At 55.0% G+C, this 15,549-nt stretch carries 13 protein-coding genes; 8 read left to right on the top strand and 5 right to left on the bottom strand.

Annotation, left to right across the window (positions count from 1 at the left end; genetic code table 11):
• Positions 1 to 121 precede the first annotated feature (121 nt).
• Positions 122 to 1,669 carry an MFS transporter gene (locus G8770_RS19020; protein WP_341771173.1) on the top strand — a complete coding sequence of 516 codons (1,548 nt, stop codon included), beginning with the start codon at positions 122 to 124 and terminating at the stop codon, positions 1,667 to 1,669.
• A 65-nt stretch (positions 1,670 to 1,734) separates the two neighbouring features.
• The gene (locus tag G8770_RS19015; protein WP_167190712.1) at positions 1,735 to 3,510 is read left to right on the top strand and encodes an alpha-amylase family glycosyl hydrolase; all 1,776 of its coding nucleotides are present in this window, start codon (positions 1,735 to 1,737) and stop codon (positions 3,508 to 3,510) included.
• 51 nt (positions 3,511 to 3,561) lie between these two features.
• On the opposite strand, the gene G8770_RS19010 is transcribed toward G8770_RS19015, so the two are convergent.
• Positions 3,562 to 4,788 carry a LacI family DNA-binding transcriptional regulator gene (locus tag G8770_RS19010; RefSeq protein ID WP_243760573.1) on the bottom strand — a complete coding sequence of 409 codons (1,227 nt, stop codon included), beginning with the start codon at positions 4,786 to 4,788 and terminating at the stop codon, positions 3,562 to 3,564.
• Positions 4,789 to 5,103: 315 nt separating this feature from the next.
• Here G8770_RS19010 and nhaA point away from each other — a divergent pair, with 315 nt between their 5' ends.
• Positions 5,104 to 6,468 carry a Na+/H+ antiporter NhaA gene (nhaA, locus tag G8770_RS19005; RefSeq protein WP_167190687.1) on the top strand — a complete coding sequence of 455 codons (1,365 nt, stop codon included), beginning with the start codon at positions 5,104 to 5,106 and terminating at the stop codon, positions 6,466 to 6,468.
• A 99-nt stretch (positions 6,469 to 6,567) separates the two neighbouring features.
• Here nhaA and ruvX read toward each other — a convergent pair whose 3' ends face one another.
• The 4 genes from ruvX to gshB form a co-directional block, all read right to left on the bottom strand.
• The gene (ruvX, locus tag G8770_RS19000) at positions 6,568 to 6,984 is read right to left on the bottom strand and encodes a Holliday junction resolvase RuvX (protein WP_167190684.1); all 417 of its coding nucleotides are present in this window, start codon (positions 6,982 to 6,984) and stop codon (positions 6,568 to 6,570) included.
• Positions 6,985 to 7,144: 160 nt separating this feature from the next.
• Positions 7,145 to 7,735 carry a YqgE/AlgH family protein gene (locus tag G8770_RS18995; RefSeq protein ID WP_167190681.1) on the bottom strand — a complete coding sequence of 197 codons (591 nt, stop codon included), beginning with the start codon at positions 7,733 to 7,735 and terminating at the stop codon, positions 7,145 to 7,147.
• Positions 7,736 to 7,914: 179 nt separating this feature from the next.
• Positions 7,915 to 8,835 carry an energy transducer TonB gene (locus G8770_RS18990; protein WP_167190678.1) on the bottom strand — a complete coding sequence of 307 codons (921 nt, stop codon included), beginning with the start codon at positions 8,833 to 8,835 and terminating at the stop codon, positions 7,915 to 7,917.
• 192 nt (positions 8,836 to 9,027) lie between these two features.
• A complete protein-coding gene (gene gshB, locus G8770_RS18985; RefSeq protein ID WP_208022376.1) occupies positions 9,028 to 9,978 on the bottom strand; it encodes a glutathione synthase in 951 nt (316 codons plus the stop codon).
• Positions 9,979 to 10,711: 733 nt separating this feature from the next.
• Here gshB and pilG point away from each other — a divergent pair.
• From pilG to G8770_RS18960, 5 genes are all read left to right on the top strand, one after another.
• Entirely contained in the window at positions 10,712 to 11,107 is a 396-nt protein-coding gene (gene pilG / locus G8770_RS18980; RefSeq protein ID WP_167190676.1) for a twitching motility response regulator PilG, read from the top strand.
• Between the two features lie 111 nt (positions 11,108 to 11,218).
• On the top strand, positions 11,219 to 11,581 hold the full coding sequence (gene pilH / locus G8770_RS18975; RefSeq protein WP_167190674.1) for a twitching motility response regulator PilH: 363 nt from the start codon (positions 11,219 to 11,221) through the stop codon (positions 11,579 to 11,581).
• A 17-nt stretch (positions 11,582 to 11,598) separates the two neighbouring features.
• Complete coding sequence (locus G8770_RS18970) at positions 11,599 to 12,192, top strand: chemotaxis protein CheW (protein WP_167190671.1); 594 nt, start codon at positions 11,599 to 11,601, stop codon at positions 12,190 to 12,192.
• A 190-nt stretch (positions 12,193 to 12,382) separates the two neighbouring features.
• The gene (locus tag G8770_RS18965; protein WP_167190668.1) at positions 12,383 to 14,638 is read left to right on the top strand and encodes a methyl-accepting chemotaxis protein; all 2,256 of its coding nucleotides are present in this window, start codon (positions 12,383 to 12,385) and stop codon (positions 14,636 to 14,638) included.
• A 22-nt stretch (positions 14,639 to 14,660) separates the two neighbouring features.
• Entirely contained in the window at positions 14,661 to 15,515 is an 855-nt protein-coding gene (locus tag G8770_RS18960) for a CheR family methyltransferase (RefSeq protein ID WP_167190666.1), read from the top strand.
• Positions 15,516 to 15,549 lie beyond the last annotated feature (34 nt).

The following is a 15,549-nucleotide window of genomic DNA, read 5'->3' as shown; positions in this document are numbered from 1 at the left end:
GGCCCCCACTGTAGCAAGATTTAATTCGACAGGCTCAGCCTTAATGAGTGTGTACTGATAACAATAATGTGGTGTTTATCCGTGTCAGACCGTCCGCGATAAACATTCAGGAGAGATTTTTGTGAAGACATCCCGACCGGCCTTGAGTGTCCTGCAAATCTGGAACATGTGTTTTGGCTTTCTTGGCATCCAGTTTGGCTTCGCCCTGCAAAACGCCAACGTCAGTCGCATATTCCAGACTTTGGGGGCGTCCATTGATGATATTCCCATTCTCTGGGTCGCGGCCCCCGTCACCGGTCTGCTGGTCCAGCCCATCGTCGGGTATATGAGTGATCGCACCTGGACGCGCCTGGGCCGCCGCCGCCCTTATTTTCTCTACGGCGCTTTACTGACCACCCTGGCCCTGTTCTTCATGCCGCATTCGCCAAGTTTGTGGATCGCCGCGGGCATGCTGTGGATTATGGACGCCTCGATCAATATTTCCATGGAACCGTTCCGGGCGTTTGTCGGGGACATGCTGCCCGACCGTCAACGCAGCACCGGTTTTGTCATGCAGAGTTTCTTTATTGGCGTGGGGGCGGTGGTGGCGTCTGCGCTGCCGTGGATGCTGGCCAACTGGGGGGGCATCAGTAATGTGGCCGAGGACGGCGGTTTGCCGAACTCGGTGATCTATTCGTTTTACGCCGGTGGCGTGGTACTGCTGTTGGCGGTGCTGTGGACGGTGGTGTCCACTCGTGAATACAGCCCTGAAGAACTGCAAAATTTTGAGCGACAGGAACGCGGCACAACCGCGCCTGCTCCCACCCTTGAGCGCGGAGCCGAGACCTATCGCAACTCGGCGGTGGCCTGGTTTTTGGCGGGCGGGCTGATGACCGCGTTGGTTTTTTTCCTGCAGCTGGAAAAAGAATTGTACATTCTGGGTGTCGGGCTGCTGCTGTTTGGCGGCCTGCAAGCTCTGGTGGCCCTGAAAAAATACCGCCGCCATGGTGACAATGCGCTCAGCCACATCATGGACGATTTGTTTGCCATGCCGGTGGCCATGAAGCAACTGGCCTGGGTGCAGTTTTTTTCCTGGTTTGCCCTGTTTGCCATGTGGATTTATACCACCAGTGCGGTGACCGCCTTTCACTATGGCACTACGGACTCAGCCTCGGAAATGTTTAACGAGGGTGCCAATTGGGTGGGGGTGCTGTTTGCGGCTTACAATGGCTTTGCCGCGCTGGCTGCGTTTTTCATCGCCTGGTTTGCCAATCGCACCAGCCGAAAATTGTCTCATCTGGTGAACCTGTGTCTGGGTGGGTTGGGATTGATTTCCTTTGTGTGGATCGAAGATCCCGCCTGGCTGCTGTTGTCGATGGTTGGTGTAGGGATCGCCTGGGCCTCCATTCTGTCGTTGCCCTATGCCATTTTGTCGTCGGTATTGCCGGCGCAGAAAATGGGAGTCTACATGGGTATTTTCAATTTCTTTATTGTGATCCCCCAGATTTTGGCGGCCAGTATTTTGGGATTTGTGCTCAACACCTTTTTATCCGGTCAGGCGATCTATGCGCTGGTGCTGGGCGGCGGCAGTATGATTGTGGCGGGCCTGTTGGTGCTGCGTGTCCAGGACCACAGCACCGCGGAGCTGCTGCCAACGGCTCAGCCGGCTGCGGGATCGGTGGGACACTGAGTCTGGGTTTTTCATCCGCGGATCGAATTTGCGCGAAAGCTTCTGTCATACTGTGAGAGTCTTTGATGAATAAGAGAATACGGTCTATCCGGCAACTGGCGCTGACGACGTCGATACTCACCTTCTCCCTGTCACCCCGGTTGTGGGCTGACACCGGCGCAGTGTCGTTAACCGCCGGGCCGTTAACCACGGTACCGTTGACCACAGCACCGTTAACCGCCGCGGAGGCCGCGCAGGCAACCATTGTTGGAACGGACGAACCTTTTGCCAGTGACGCGGTGTATTTTGTGCTTACCGATCGTTTTGTGGATGGCGATCCGGCCAACAATTACCCCGCGCAGGGGGGACAGCAGCCCACCTTTGACCAGCGCCTGATCGGTCCGGATGGGCGCCAGGCTAACGTCGGATACCTGGGCGGTGACTTTCGCGGTCTGCTCGACAACGCCGATTACATTCGGGACATGGGGTTTACCGCGGTGTGGCTGACGCCGATTGTCGACAACCCCAATGAAGCCTTCAGCGGTGGCGACCAGGTGGAGTTTGGCGGCTGGGGTGACCGCGGTAAAACCGGTTATCACGGTTACTGGGGGGTGAACTTTTATCGGGAGGACGAGCACCTGGTCTCTGCCCGGTTGGGGTTTCGCGAGTTGACCCGGCAATTGCAACAGCAGCATGGTTTGAAAACCGTTCTGGATGTGGTGGCCAATCACGGCTCGCCCTCTTTTGACATGCCCCAGGACCAGCCGATGTTCGGCGAAGTGTACGATGCCGAGGGGCAATTGCGGGCCGACCATCAGAATTTGCTGCCGCCGCAACTGACACCGGAGCAGGAGCCGCTGCACGCTTTTTTTCACGCCGAGGGTGACCCCCACACGGCGCAACTCTCCAACTTCAATGAGGATAATGAAGCGCTGCAGGATTATTTGATCAATGCCTATCTGTACTGGATTGATCAGGGGGCGGCGGCCTTTCGCATCGATACTGTGAAGCACATGCCGCACCATTTCTGGAAGCTGTTTGGCGATCGCATTCGCCAGCAACATCCGGGCTTTTTTATGTTTGGCGAGAGTTACAACTGGGAGGCGGAAAAACTGGCCGAGCATACCTGGCCGGAAAACGGCGGCATGAGTGTGCTGGATTTTGCCGGTCGCCAAGCGATGGTGTCGGTGTTTGAAAACAGTGACAGTCACTTCGCCTCGCTGCTGGACTATTTGCATCTGGATGACGGCTTGTACCGCAACCCCTATGAATTGATGACCTTTTACGACAACCACGACATGAGTCGCATGAACGCGACTGAGCAGGGGTTTATTGATGCCAACAACTGGCTGTTTACCTCGCGGGGTATTCCTGTGGTGTATTACGGTTCGGAAGTGACGTTCATGGCCGGCACGCGGGAGCATGAAGGCAACCGCAATTATTTTGGTCAGCAGCGCATTGATGCCGCGCCCGGGCACCCGGTGTATCAGCAGTTAAAGCAAATTGCCCGGTTGCGTCAGCAGCATGTGGCGCTGCAACGTGGCGTGCAGGTCAACCTGGATTTTCAACAGCACACGGCCAGCTTTTTGCGGGTGTACCAGCAAGGTGGTGTGTCAGAAACGGCCCTGGTGCTGCTGAACAAAGGCGACAGCCCGGCGCCAATCAGTGTCGAGCCGCCGGTCTCGGGGCCGTGGCAACGGGTCACGCCCGCCTGTGCGGCCGATCACTGCCAGCCTGATGTGACAGCGGGGCGCATCACGACGACGCTGGCCCCGCACAGTGTCATGGTATTGATTTCCAGCCAGCCGGTTTCAAACCCGAAGTGGTCACAGTGGCGACCCGAGCAGGATTCCGGGGCTTAGCGTTCGCCGTTAGCGCCATCAGGCTCCGGGGTGTTCCGGGGCTGGCCGGCGCTACTGGGGTGAACTGTCTGGCGTGCCGCCCGAGGATTCCCGCACCACCAGTTTTGGTTCCAGCAAGGTGGTGGTCAGGGGTTCGCCGTGGAACTGCTTGAAGAGGTTGTCGACCAGCAAATCTCCGGCGGCCTGTGTGTCCTGCATCACCGTGGTCAGCGGTGGATTGACGTAGGCACTGGAAGGAATGCCATCAAAGCCCACCACCGCCACGTCCTCGGGAACCCGCAAACCGCGCTGCTGCATGGCCTTGATGGCGCCAATGGCGATCAGGTCGCTGGCGGCCATCAGGGCGTCAAACGGCTCGCCGCTGTCAATCAGTTGCAGGCAGGCATCAAACCCCGACATTTCCGTATTCTCGGCGTCATACTGCAGGCGCGGGTTGAAGGTGAGCTGGCGCTGGGTGATGGCGTCGGTGTAGCCCAGGTAGCGTTGGCGAAATTCCGGACAGTGCTGTGACGCATCCCCTAAAAAGGCCAGTTGTTGTCGGCCTGAATCCAGTAAATGGGTACCGGCCACATACCCCCCAAGGTGGTTGTCGCAGCCGATGGAGTGCCCCGGCAGATCCTTGATCAGCGGGCCCCACAGCATAAAGCGGGCCTGAGCCTGTTTCAGTTTTTCCAGTTTTGGCCGCGCACTGACGTAATCGCCATAACCCAGCAAAATAATGCCGTCGGCGCGGTGTGTGTCCTCGTAATCGGCGTGCCAATCCTCGCTCAGCTGTTGAAAGGAAACCAGCAGGTCGTAGCCCTGACGTGCCGTTGCCCGGGTGATGCTGCTCAGCATCGACATAAAAAACGGGTTGATCATGGAGTCATCGCTGGTGGGGTCTTCACACAACAACAGGGCGATGGTGCGAGTCGACTGACTGCGCAGGTTGCTGGCGACCTTATCGACCTTGTAGTTCAGCTCTTTGGCAATGGCCTGCACCCGGTCGCGGGTAGCTTTATTGACCAGAGGGCTGTCGCGTAAAGCCCGCGAAACCGTGGACTGAGAAACCCCGGCACGATAGGCAATATCGAAAGAGGTGGGCCGGTCAGGCCTGGCCGGTTTCTCGGGCAAAGTGGGCTCGTTTGGCAAAGTGGGCTCGATTGGCAGGGCGGGCTCGTTTGACTGGGCGTTAGCGTCCGGCGAGGTGGCTTTGGCCATCGGGCCAGCGTCGTCCGGTTTGAACGGAGTGTCCACTTTGCCAGCGGTGTCCAGCGTTGAAGGTTTATTCTGCTTCATAGTCGCGCAATATTGTCGCCAAACGTTGTTATTGTGTGTTGATCTTACCTCATCGCAGAGGGCAGGTAATCTGCTTTCTGGGCCTGTGGTACAAACCTCTGTACCATCACAGTCAGCGCCGTTCCAGTAACCGGCTGCAGGTCTGGATGACATGGCCGCTACCTGTCTGAAGGGTGTCTCTGGCCGCGGTAGCGGGGCGAACGAATGCAGTTTGCCGCGGGCGGGCTAAGCTTGAAGAAGGGCGCGACCTGGAACACACGGGGCATTCGATCATCACCACCGCCGCTGAGGTGGACATTACTTAAACGGGAGAGCATGAACACCGATAAGATTCCTTCCAGCAAGAGAGAGCATGCCCCATTGGAAAAGGGGTTGGACAAGCTGTTGAGCCCGTTTGGGGTGTTTTTTCGCAGCCAGGCCAGTACCGGTGTACTGCTGCTGTTGGCCGCGTTGCTGGCCATGGTGATGGCGAACTCGGATTATCAGCGGTTCTACGAGAGCATTGGCCATTTGCCGTTAAGCGTTGGGTTGGGTGACTGGCAGGTGAAGTACTCGCTGCACCACTGGGTCAACGATGGCCTGATGGTGATTTTTTTCTTTATCCTCGGGCTGGAAATTAAGCGTGAGTTGCTGGCAGGGTATCTGCGGCAGGTGCGGCAATCGCTGTTGGTGTTGTTTATGGCCGCTGGCGGTATGGTCCTCCCCGCCCTGATTTATGCGCTGTGTTTACGGCAGGACGCCGTGGCGTTGATGGGCTGGGGCATTCCCATGGCGACCGATACCGCCTTTGCCCTGGGGGCTCTGGCATTATTGGGCGCACGCGCTCCGCGCTCTGCTGCGGTCATGCTGTCGGCCCTGGCGATTGTGGATGATATCGGGGCGGTGTTGGTGATCAGCGTGTTTTACACGGAGGACATCAGCTGGCTCTACCTGGCCCGCGCCGCCGGGGTCGTGGGTTTGCTGTGCCTGTTCAATCTGTTGGGCATGCGCAGGCCCATTTTTTACGCCGTGGGCGGACTGGTGCTGTGGTGGTGTGTGCATCAATCCGGGGTGCACGCCACCACCGCCGGTATACTGGCGGCCATTACCGTGCCCGCACGACCCTACGCCGAAACCGGCTGGTTCACCCGTCGTATGACGATGCTGTTGCGGCGCTTTCAGCAGCTGGACCATCCGGATAAATCCATTCTCGAGGAACATCGCCAACACGACCTGCTGGAAGAAGTGCATCAGGTCGCGGAGCAGACCACGACCCCGTTGCAGCACTGGGGCAGTGTGCTGGATAGGCCGGTGAGCTATGCCATTGTGCCCTTGTTTGCGTTTTTAAACGCCGGCGTCAGCCTGCCGAACACCCTCTCTGCCGAGACCCTGTCGCCGGTCACGTGGGTGACGATGCTCAGTCTGGTGGTGGGCAAAACCCTGGGAATTGCCTCGTTTACCTGGGTGGCACTGAAATTCGGCTGGGGGGCTCTGCCCAAGGACATGCGATTCCTGCAGGTGGTGGCGTTGGGGCTGCTGGCGGGTATGGGGTTTACCATGTCACTGTTCATCGGCAACCTGGCGTTTCTCGAGCACCCGCAAGTACTGGTGGAGGCCAAGCTCGGCATTCTGGCTGGCTCCCTGCTGGCGGGACTGCTGGGCAGCGGCTTGTTTCTGTTGGCTCACCGCCAAGCCGACTAAAATCTGTTAGTTTCTAGTTTCTAGTCTTTTCCTCGCCGCTCGCCACTCGCGACTGTGTTGTAGTCTTTTCCTAGCTACTAGCTACTCGCCACTGTTTTTTTAGCCATGCTGGTTAAACCAGCTCTCCAGGATCAGGCGCGCGGCAATGGAGTCAATCGGCGCCTGCCCGTAATTGCCCTTGTGTCCCCGCTCTGCGGCTTCTTCCTTGGCGGCAAAGGTACTCAGGCGTTCATCCACCATCTGCACCTGAACCCCAAAGCGCCCGTGGAGGCGATTGCCGAACTTGCGCGCCCGGGTGCTCAGCTCGCTTTCGCTGTCGTCCATATTCAGTGGCAGTCCCACCAGCACCAGATCGGGTTGCCACTCCTGCAGCAGCTTGCCCACGTCATCCCAGTTGGGGATGCCGTCGCGGGCCTTAAGAGCGGGCAGTTCAGAGCAGGATTGGGTCAAAGACTGACCGCTGGCCACGCCAATATTCTGGGTACCATAGTCAAAAGCGAGCAAGGATTGGGGCATAGGACGTCTTAATGTTAGCTGTCGGGTGGTTGGTGGGGGAGATCTTTCAGAAGGGCTTGCCCGAGTAGCTAAGAGGATAGGCGGTGGTGAACAGCGTACCTGAAATCTACACTTGGCTACTCGCTACTCGCTACTCGCCGGGCTGGCCACTCAGAAACGTTTAAGCGTGTCCCGCCGTACCTGAAATCAAATCCAGATCAATCCCCAGACTTTTCGAGGCAGCGGCCCAGCGCTGTTCGATGGGGGTGTCAAAGATGATGCTGCTGTCGGCCGGGATGGTGAGCCAGGCGTTATCGGCGATTTCCTCTTCCAGTTGGCCGGCGCCCCAACCCGCGTAGCCCAGAGTAACCAGGTATTTCTGAGGGCCGCGGTTTTGGGCAATGGATTCAATAATATCCCGGGAAGCGGTCAACACAATGTCGTCGGAAATCACCAGACTGGATTCCCAGCACTGATCGGAACTGTGCAGGATGAAGCCGCGCTCGGGCTGCACTGGGCCTCCGGCCAGAATGGGGGTCTGTGCGTCATGGGCATGTTCGTCACCGCATTCCAGCTGCAGGTAGATATCCTTCAGGTCAATTCCCAGCGGCTGATTAATGACCAGTCCCATGGCGCCATCTTCACTGTGATCACAGATGTAGGTGATGGTGTGTGAAAAAATAGACTCATTGAGGCTGGGCATCGCAATCAGAAAGTGGTCGCGAAGGTTGCCGATGTGCTGCTTCTTGTCGAGAGGTTTGTCGTATTTCATATTCCTAGTATTGGGGCCTGTCTGGGGGAACACAAGCTCTTTGACCGTTTATTTGTGGTCTTGTTTGAATTTTTATGTGCTGCGGATTGAGGTTTTTAGAACCGACACTTCAGGTGTCCGTGCCGGTTTGGGGACTGTGACGCCAAACATTGGGCGCCGAAATGGTTTTTTTATTTGGCTTAATTGTAGTTGGAGGTGGTGGAGAGGCCGCTCAGCTCAAAGTGCCAGGTGCGAATGATTTCAAGTTGGTCGACATCTTTGCGCATTTCGTTGGGAAAAGGCGGAAAAGGTGCTGCCATATGGACAATTTGCAAGGCGGCATTGTCGAGCACCGAATGCCCGGAAGATTGCAAAATTTCGACGGAGTGAATGGTACCGTTGGGGCGGAGGATCGTCGCCAGGCGCAGTTGGCCATAGATCTTCTGATGGATGGCCTCGACGGGGAAATTGCTGTTGCCCACGGCTTCCACCTTGTGGGTCCACTTGTTCAGGTAGGCGGCATCCATCGACGCCCGGGTGGCGACTGAGGTTATGCGGCGGATTCTGGGGCGCTTGGCGATGGCTTGGCGTTGGCGGTCCAGCTTGGCCTGCAGACTGGCAATTTCGGCACTCAGGGGGGTGTCCTGGAGATCTTTGCCGACTTTCTTCTGCTGTTCTTCGATCTCCGGGGTGGTCTCCTGTTGTTCGATCTTAAAGCGACTGCTGTTCTGGGTGACCACCGGCTGCAGAACTTCCTGTTTGGTGGGGTTGGCGGCCCGAACCTGGGGCGTGGGGTTGATGTCCTGAATGCGGGTATCGCTGATGGGCGCCAGTTTGTCGGTGGTCATCTGCTGGGCGCGGTCACCGGTGCCGCTGGCTTCCTGGTTGGATTGGGCCAGAAAGTCGGCTTTTTCGGGGGCTTTCAGGCTGCTGTGGGTTGCCAGGGTGATTTCCAGGGTGGGTGAGGGCTTGCCGCCAAACTGGGCGTTAAAGGTGATGCCTAAGATCAGCAGCGCGTGCAGGGCGATGGCCAGGAACACGGTAAAACTCAAGCGGTCGCCGGTACTGACCGCAGGGTTGTTGAGTGGGGGGGTGTTCTCTGGGGCGGTTACTTCAGCCAAGGTGGAGTCTCTACAGTCTTTATGCGCAAAAATTGCTTGTCATTACATTTGCAGCAGGCCGATGCCGGCTGCTGATACGTTCTTGGCCACTCACCAACGGCGTCACTAACGACGTGAGTTGCGCAGCACAAGAGCCCCCTGGAGACAGCGGCCAACGGAATTGGCACCGCAAGAGTATCCCCTGGCTGGCCGTTAGTTTTTCAGATGGCGCTCAATCGCGTTCATCAGTCGGCCGCCGATATCCGTGTTGTAGGCATTATCCAGTTCGCGGGCGCAGGTCGGACTGGTGACATTGATTTCCGTCAGGTAATCGCCAATGACGTCCAAGCCTACGAATATTAATCCTTTTTGCTTCAGAGTGGGTGCGACCTGATCGACAATCCACTGATCCCGCTCGGTTAAAGGCTGTGGCAGCCCGGAGCCACCGGCGGCGAGATTGCCCCGGGTTTCACCAACGGCAGGCACTCTTGCCAAGGCATAAGGCACGGCCTCACCGTCAATCACCAGAATGCGTTTGTCACCGGCTTTAATCTCGGGGATGAAGCGCTGGGCCATGATGGCCTGCTCGCCATGTTGGGTCAGCATTTCGAGAATCACGCCGAGGTTGGGGTCGTCAGCTTTGCAGCGGAAAATACCTTCGCCGCCCATCCCGTCGAGGGGTTTGAAGATGACATCCTGGTGCTGGCTGTGGAACTGACGCAACTGTTTGCTGTTGCGACTGACCAGAACCGGAGGGCAGCACTGGGGGAATTGGGTGGCAAATATTTTCTCGTTACAGTCGCGCAGACTTTGTGGCCGGTTGACGATGAGCGTACCCAGGCGCTCTGCGGCTTCCAGTATGTATGTGGTGTAAATGTACTCGTTGTCGAACGGCGGATCCTTGCGCATCAGGATGACATCAAGATCACCGAGGTCAACCATGCTGGACTCATCCCGTTCAAACCAGTGCTCCGGGTCTGCAAACACGCGCAATGGGCTGACCGTTGCACGAGGCACGCCGTTATCAAGGCACAGGTCGTGCTGCTCCATATAAAAGAGTGAACAGCCGCGCGCCTGGGCAGACAGAAGCAGACCCAGCGTGGTGTCTTTTTTGTAGGTGATGTGTTCGATGGGGTCCATAACGACCCCGAGCTTGATAGTCATAGAGATTCTCGCGGGAGGGGCAAATCCAGCCCGTAAGGTAAGACCTTCAGGCCGGTAAAGCAACCGTAACCTTGCTGAATTAGTTTGGGTGATCCGTCCATGCGCGGGCCAGTGAAATCTCGCCAACAAAACAAGACCGGGATTGACTGTAGGCGATCATAAAATAACCGGCGGCGGTGGTCGACGTTGCGCACTAAGGTTTAAGAAATTTGTTCTTCCTCAGAGGCTTATAGATTATAGGTGAAGAGTGTGTTAAAAAGTTAGCTCTATATAACGTCAACAGGGTTTGGCGTACTTACTCCAGTGTATAAGCCCAAAAAGTGCGATTTATAGAAGTCTTTGCACGGTTATTTGCGGTTATCCGGGTAAGAAGTTATATGTAGCGCTGTTATCCACTTGGCCATTGCCAATTGCATAGCTACCAGCCCGCGCAATTACAGCATGTGAAATTGAAGCATGTGAAATTGAAGCATGGGTAGTTGAAAATGTGTGGTTAAAATTCAGTCAGTGGGGCGGTTAAAGTTCCTGACTGCTTGAGGTATTTGAAGCGTAGTTGAAACAACATGTAGTTGAAACAATAGTTGCAACAGTAGTCGGCCGTTAAATGCCTGGTTGCATGAGCCGTTGTTCACCAGGTTGTAAACCTGGCTACCGACTTCGTTATACAGAAAAGTGACGTAAAGCAGAGGCGCCTGGGTGCCTGGGCAATAACAAAGACGTAAGGCCAGTGTGTATGGATGTGAATCTCGAAAGCTTAAAAGTGATGGTTATTGATGACAGTAAAACCATTCGCCGAACAGCTGAAACTCTCTTGAATAAGGCCGGCTGCTCTGTGGTTACCGCAACCGACGGATTTGATGCCTTGGCCAAAATCGCAGATACCCGTCCCGATATCATTTTTGTCGATATCATGATGCCTCGTCTCGATGGTTATCAGACTTGTGCATTGATCAAAAACAACAGTGAGTTCAAATCGACTCCGGTGATTATGCTGTCGAGTAAAGACGGGCTGTTCGATAAGGCCAAAGGACGTATCGTTGGTTCGGATGAGTATCTCACCAAGCCATTCAGTAAAAGTGAGCTTTTGGGGGCTATTGAAGCTCACGTAAAAACCAGAAAAGCATCTTAAAGTTTTGCCTGACCCGCAACTGCACTCCCTGTGGGGCGCAGCCAGGTTGGGGAAAACCCATAATAACAGGCCGTTAGGCCGACATAGATGACAACATAGGGGGTTGTTTTTATGGCTAAAGTACTCATCGTTGATGATTCTCCCACCGAAATTTATAAGCTCACCAGCATTCTTGAAAAGAATGGTCATTCTGTCATTACCGCAGAAGCGGGTGAGGCCGGTGTGTCCATTGCCAAACAGGAAACGCCGGATGTGGTTCTTATGGATATTGTGATGCCTGGCCTTAATGGCTTTCAGGCCACTCGACAGTTGAGTAAGGCTTCTGAGACATCGCATATTCCAGTGATCATCGTCACCACCAAGGATCAGGAAACGGATCGCGTGTGGGGCCTGCGTCAGGGTGCCAAGGCCTATTTGACCAAGCCGATTGAAGAAAAAGTACTGATGGATGTTATGAGCGAGGTTCTGGCTTAAGCCGGAAAGCGCCATTTATGTCAGATGATCAGAACGGATCGGGTAGTCCGGAGTCAGACACCCCGTCGGCTGCCAAAACACAGCAGGCTTTTCAGACACTGGTGAATCTTGCCCTGCAGAGCCGCCGCTCAGCCAAAGGCTTGCCGTCTCAGGTAGACATCAAGCCGCATTGGAGCGGTGTCGGCTTTGAGTTGCTGGGGCGTCGTTTTGTGGCCCCTATGGGCGAAGTGAGTGAGATGCTGGAAGTGCCTCACTATACCCGTTTGCCCGGTGTTCAGCCGTGGGTCAGAGGTGTGGCTAATGTACGTGGTCGCCTTCTTCCTGTCTGTGATCTAGCCGTTTTTTTTGGCGATCGCATCAACTCTTCGCGTAAACAACAACGTATTTTAGTGCTGGAGAACGAGGACCTGTACACCGGAGTACTGGTGGATCAGGTGTTCGGGATGCAGCACTTCCCGGTCGATACTTACACTTCCGAAGTGAGCAACGAGCATCCACAGGCCGCGACCTTCAGTGAGGGTTGCTACCTGAATGACGGGGTAGAGTGGACGGTATTCAGTCCGGCCAAACTCAGTGCAGACGCACAGTTTCTTAATGCAGCTCAAAATTGAGTTGAAATAATTACAACCAACAATACTGACTTTCAGCAATGGCAGTCATTAGAAATTAAGCCCGCGGTAGAAAGGTTGGAGCTTGGGGCAGTACTTTCAGGAGAGTACTGTGTCATTAAGCTCTCATGTCTTTATCACATGTCTTGAAACTTCGGGTTAAAAAACGCAACGTCGGTCAGGAGCGCGTAGCATGAAAATTCAGTCCAGAAATCTTTTCGCTGCCATTGGGGTGAACAGAACCATGACGGTTCTGGTTGTCGCCTTGTTTTTGGCATTGGTGGCAACGGTAGCCAGTGTCATCATGGTTCAGCGAGATGAGAGTCGAGATCAGCAATACCTGCAGACCACTGCAGAACTGCGAGCTCTGTCCTATCGTGTTACAGCGCTGTCTCGGGAATCCACGTCCGGTAACGAAGAGGCCTTTGTAGAACTGCAAAGTGTGCTCAGCAGTATGGACGCGGCCTGGAAGAAACTGCGCTCCAGCGACTCGTCGATGCGCACAGCATTGGCTGAAGAAATCGGGGGGTATACCGGTGTCTGGCAACGAGTGAGCACTGCTGCCAATACCATTATTACCAACAAGGACACGATCATCTTCCTGAATGACGTGGCGACAACCCTGAACGAATCACTTCCTGAGCTGCAGGCAGAGCACAACTATATTGTTGAGATTCTGCTGGAAAACAACGCACCGGCGGATCAGGTGGCGGTAGCCCAGATGCAGTCCTGGCGTGCTGAGCGTATCGGTCGAAATATCGATAAAATGCTGCGTGGTGGTGGCGATGCTGATAAAGCCGCTGACCAGTTCAACCTCGATGCTAACTTGTTCGGTAAAGTTCTGCAGGGGATGAAAGGTGGTGATGCCGCCATGAGTATTTCTCGCGTAACTGATGCAGACGCGGTGGAGTCCCTGACTGAAATTGGGGATTTGTTTGAATTTGTAAGCTCCTCTGTTCGGGAAATCTTTGAAGCGTCTCCTGCGCTGTTTAAAGCCCGTAAAGCTGCGGACGAGCTGCTTGATGACGGACCTGTATTGCTGGAAGCCCTGAGTGCGCTGTCTGACGGTATTGATCAGTTGTCTGAAGAGCGTCAACCTAACAACATGACCTCCCTGATCCTGGGCGGGGTGGTTGTTCTCTGTCTGTTGTTGCTGGCGTATCAGATCTATAGCGGCACCAGCCGTCGTCTGGATGAAACGGCACAAACCAATGAGCGAAACCAGAGTGCAATTTTGCGACTGCTGGATGAGCTTGCTGACCTGGCAGACGGTGACTTGACCACCACGGCCACGGTAACTGAGGATTTCACCGGGGCGATTGCTGACTCGGTTAACTACACCATTGACCAACTGCGGGTTCTGGTTTCCCGAATCAACGAAACGGCAGTGAATGTATCGTCTGCGGCACAGGACACCCAGCAAACGGCGTTGCACCTGGCAGAGGCTTCTGAGCACCAGGCGCAGGAAATTGCCGGAGCATCGGCGGCGGTGAACGAAATGGCTGTCACCATTGACCAGGTATCCGCCAACGCCGCGGAATCGGCCGCGGTTGCGGAGCGGTCAGTATCGATCGCTAACAACGGTTCTAAAGTGGTACAGAATACGATTCACGGGATGGATACCATTCGTGAACAGATTCAGGATACCTCCAAGCGGATTAAGCGTCTGGGTGAGTCGTCCCAGGAGATTGGAGACATTGTATCTCTGATTAACGACATTGCAGACCAAACCAACATTCTTGCACTTAACGCGGCTATTCAGGCATCGATGGCGGGTGACGCCGGTCGAGGCTTTGCGGTGGTTGCGGATGAGGTACAGCGTCTTGCAGAGCGTTCAGCGGCGGCAACCAAGCAGATTGAGGCGCTGGTTAAAACCATTCAGAACGATACCAACGAAGCGGTTATCTCAATGGAGCAAACCACCTCGGAAGTTGTTCGCGGGGCTCGCCTGGCACAGGATGCGGGTGTGGCACTGGAAGAAATTGAGGGCGTATCCGCCAGTCTGGCAGACTTGATTCAGAACATCTCCAACGCTGCACGTCAGCAGGCTTCCTCTGCGGGGCACATTTCCAACACGATGAACGTTATTCAGGAAATTACCTCACAGACCTCCTCGGGTACTGCGGCGACGGCAGAATCGATTGGTAACCTGGCGGACATGGCACAGGATCTGCGCCAGTCGGTAGCCGGTTTTACGCTGCCAGAAGAAGCCAGCAATGACAGCTCTGTGATGCCTAAGGCACCGTTAATGGACGAGGCCGGCGGGTTTGCTGCGGATAACAGCTTTGGCTCTAACGCGGAGTCTGGAGAGTTTGACGCGGAAGAGCTCGCTTTGTCTGATTCCATGAGCATGGATTTGTCTGAAGGCGCTGATGACACCGAGAATTTTGACTTGCCAGAAGATTTTCTTGATAGCGAAGAATACGACGAAAAAAAATCAACGGTTTGATGTGAGCGAGAACGGTTGAGGCATGGCGTGGTCACTGCAAACAGCTCCGGAATTGTCTGACTTACAGTTCGAGCAATGGAACAAGTTGCTGGAAGCTCGCACTGGAGTTCAGGTGTCAGCGCACCAGCGGGGCTTTCTTCAGATTCAGTTGTCGCGCCGTATGCGTGAACTGGGTATTAAGCATTACACCCAGTACTACGGCCAGGTGTCAGCTGGTATGCAGGGCATGGTGGAGTGGTCGATTCTGGTAGATCGCCTGGTGGTGAAAGAGACCAGCTTTTTTCGCCACCGTGAATCCATCGAATTCGTTCGTCGGTTTTTACAAAATCGCATCAATAACCAGAGCCTGGATGACAGCTTTGAGGTCTGGAGTCTGGGTTGTGCGACCGGTGAAGAGCCCTACTCCCTGTCGATGGTTATCAATGACTGTTTTGAATTGGCCGGACTGGAGCCTTATCACGGCATAACCGCTACCGATATCAGCCAGCCGGCGTTGCAGCATGCCCGTGAAGGTGTGTATGTAAAACGCAAACTGGAGCCGGTGGCCCCCGATGAGCGGGCGCGCTACTTCAAAATCGTTGATGAAGAGCGGGAAACCTATCGGGTTATTGATAAGCTCAGGGATCGAGTGTGTTTCTCCCACGGCAATGTCATGAAAGTGAGTGAAATGCCTCTCGTAAAAATGGATATTATTTTCTGTCAGAATGTTCTGATTTATTTTCGGCGCTGGCGACGGCGTGAAATCCTCAATGAACTGGCGGCTCGGCTTAAGCCTGGTGGTATTTTAATGATTGGTTTGGGCGAAGTGGTTGATTGGACACACCCCAAATTACAACGAGTCGCGGATGAGCGCGTGCAGGCTTATGTTCATATATGATCACAATAGAATGCTCTGTCAGACAAAAAAGAAT

Origin of the sequence: Pseudomaricurvus hydrocarbonicus, from assembly GCF_011602365.1 — a bacterium.
Classification (GTDB): domain Bacteria; phylum Pseudomonadota; class Gammaproteobacteria; order Pseudomonadales; family Cellvibrionaceae; genus Pseudomaricurvus; species Pseudomaricurvus hydrocarbonicus.
This window is presented reverse-complemented; position numbering and strand designations above follow the sequence as displayed.

Bases quoted from the DNA above. Each gene is read 5' to 3' on its own strand.
- G8770_RS19015 (WP_167190712.1), top strand. From the start codon at position 1,735: ATGAATAAGAGAATACGGTCTATCCGGCAACTGGCGCTGACGACGTCG.
- G8770_RS19010 (WP_243760573.1), bottom strand. From the start codon at position 4,788: ATGAAGCAGAATAAACCTTCAACGCTGGACACCGCTGGCAAAGTGGAC.
- nhaA (WP_167190687.1), top strand. From the start codon at position 5,104: ATGAACACCGATAAGATTCCTTCCAGCAAGAGAGAGCATGCCCCATTG.
- ruvX (WP_167190684.1), bottom strand. From the start codon at position 6,984: ATGCCCCAATCCTTGCTCGCTTTTGACTATGGTACCCAGAATATTGGC.
- G8770_RS18995 (WP_167190681.1), bottom strand. From the start codon at position 7,735: ATGAAATACGACAAACCTCTCGACAAGAAGCAGCACATCGGCAACCTT.
- gshB (WP_208022376.1), bottom strand. From the start codon at position 9,978: ATGACTATCAAGCTCGGGGTCGTTATGGACCCCATCGAACACATCACC.
- pilG (WP_167190676.1), top strand. From the start codon at position 10,712: ATGGATGTGAATCTCGAAAGCTTAAAAGTGATGGTTATTGATGACAGT.
- pilH (WP_167190674.1), top strand. From the start codon at position 11,219: ATGGCTAAAGTACTCATCGTTGATGATTCTCCCACCGAAATTTATAAG.
- G8770_RS18970 (WP_167190671.1), top strand. From the start codon at position 11,599: ATGTCAGATGATCAGAACGGATCGGGTAGTCCGGAGTCAGACACCCCG.
- G8770_RS18965 (WP_167190668.1), top strand. From the start codon at position 12,383: ATGAAAATTCAGTCCAGAAATCTTTTCGCTGCCATTGGGGTGAACAGA.
- G8770_RS18960 (WP_167190666.1), top strand. From the start codon at position 14,661: ATGGCGTGGTCACTGCAAACAGCTCCGGAATTGTCTGACTTACAGTTC.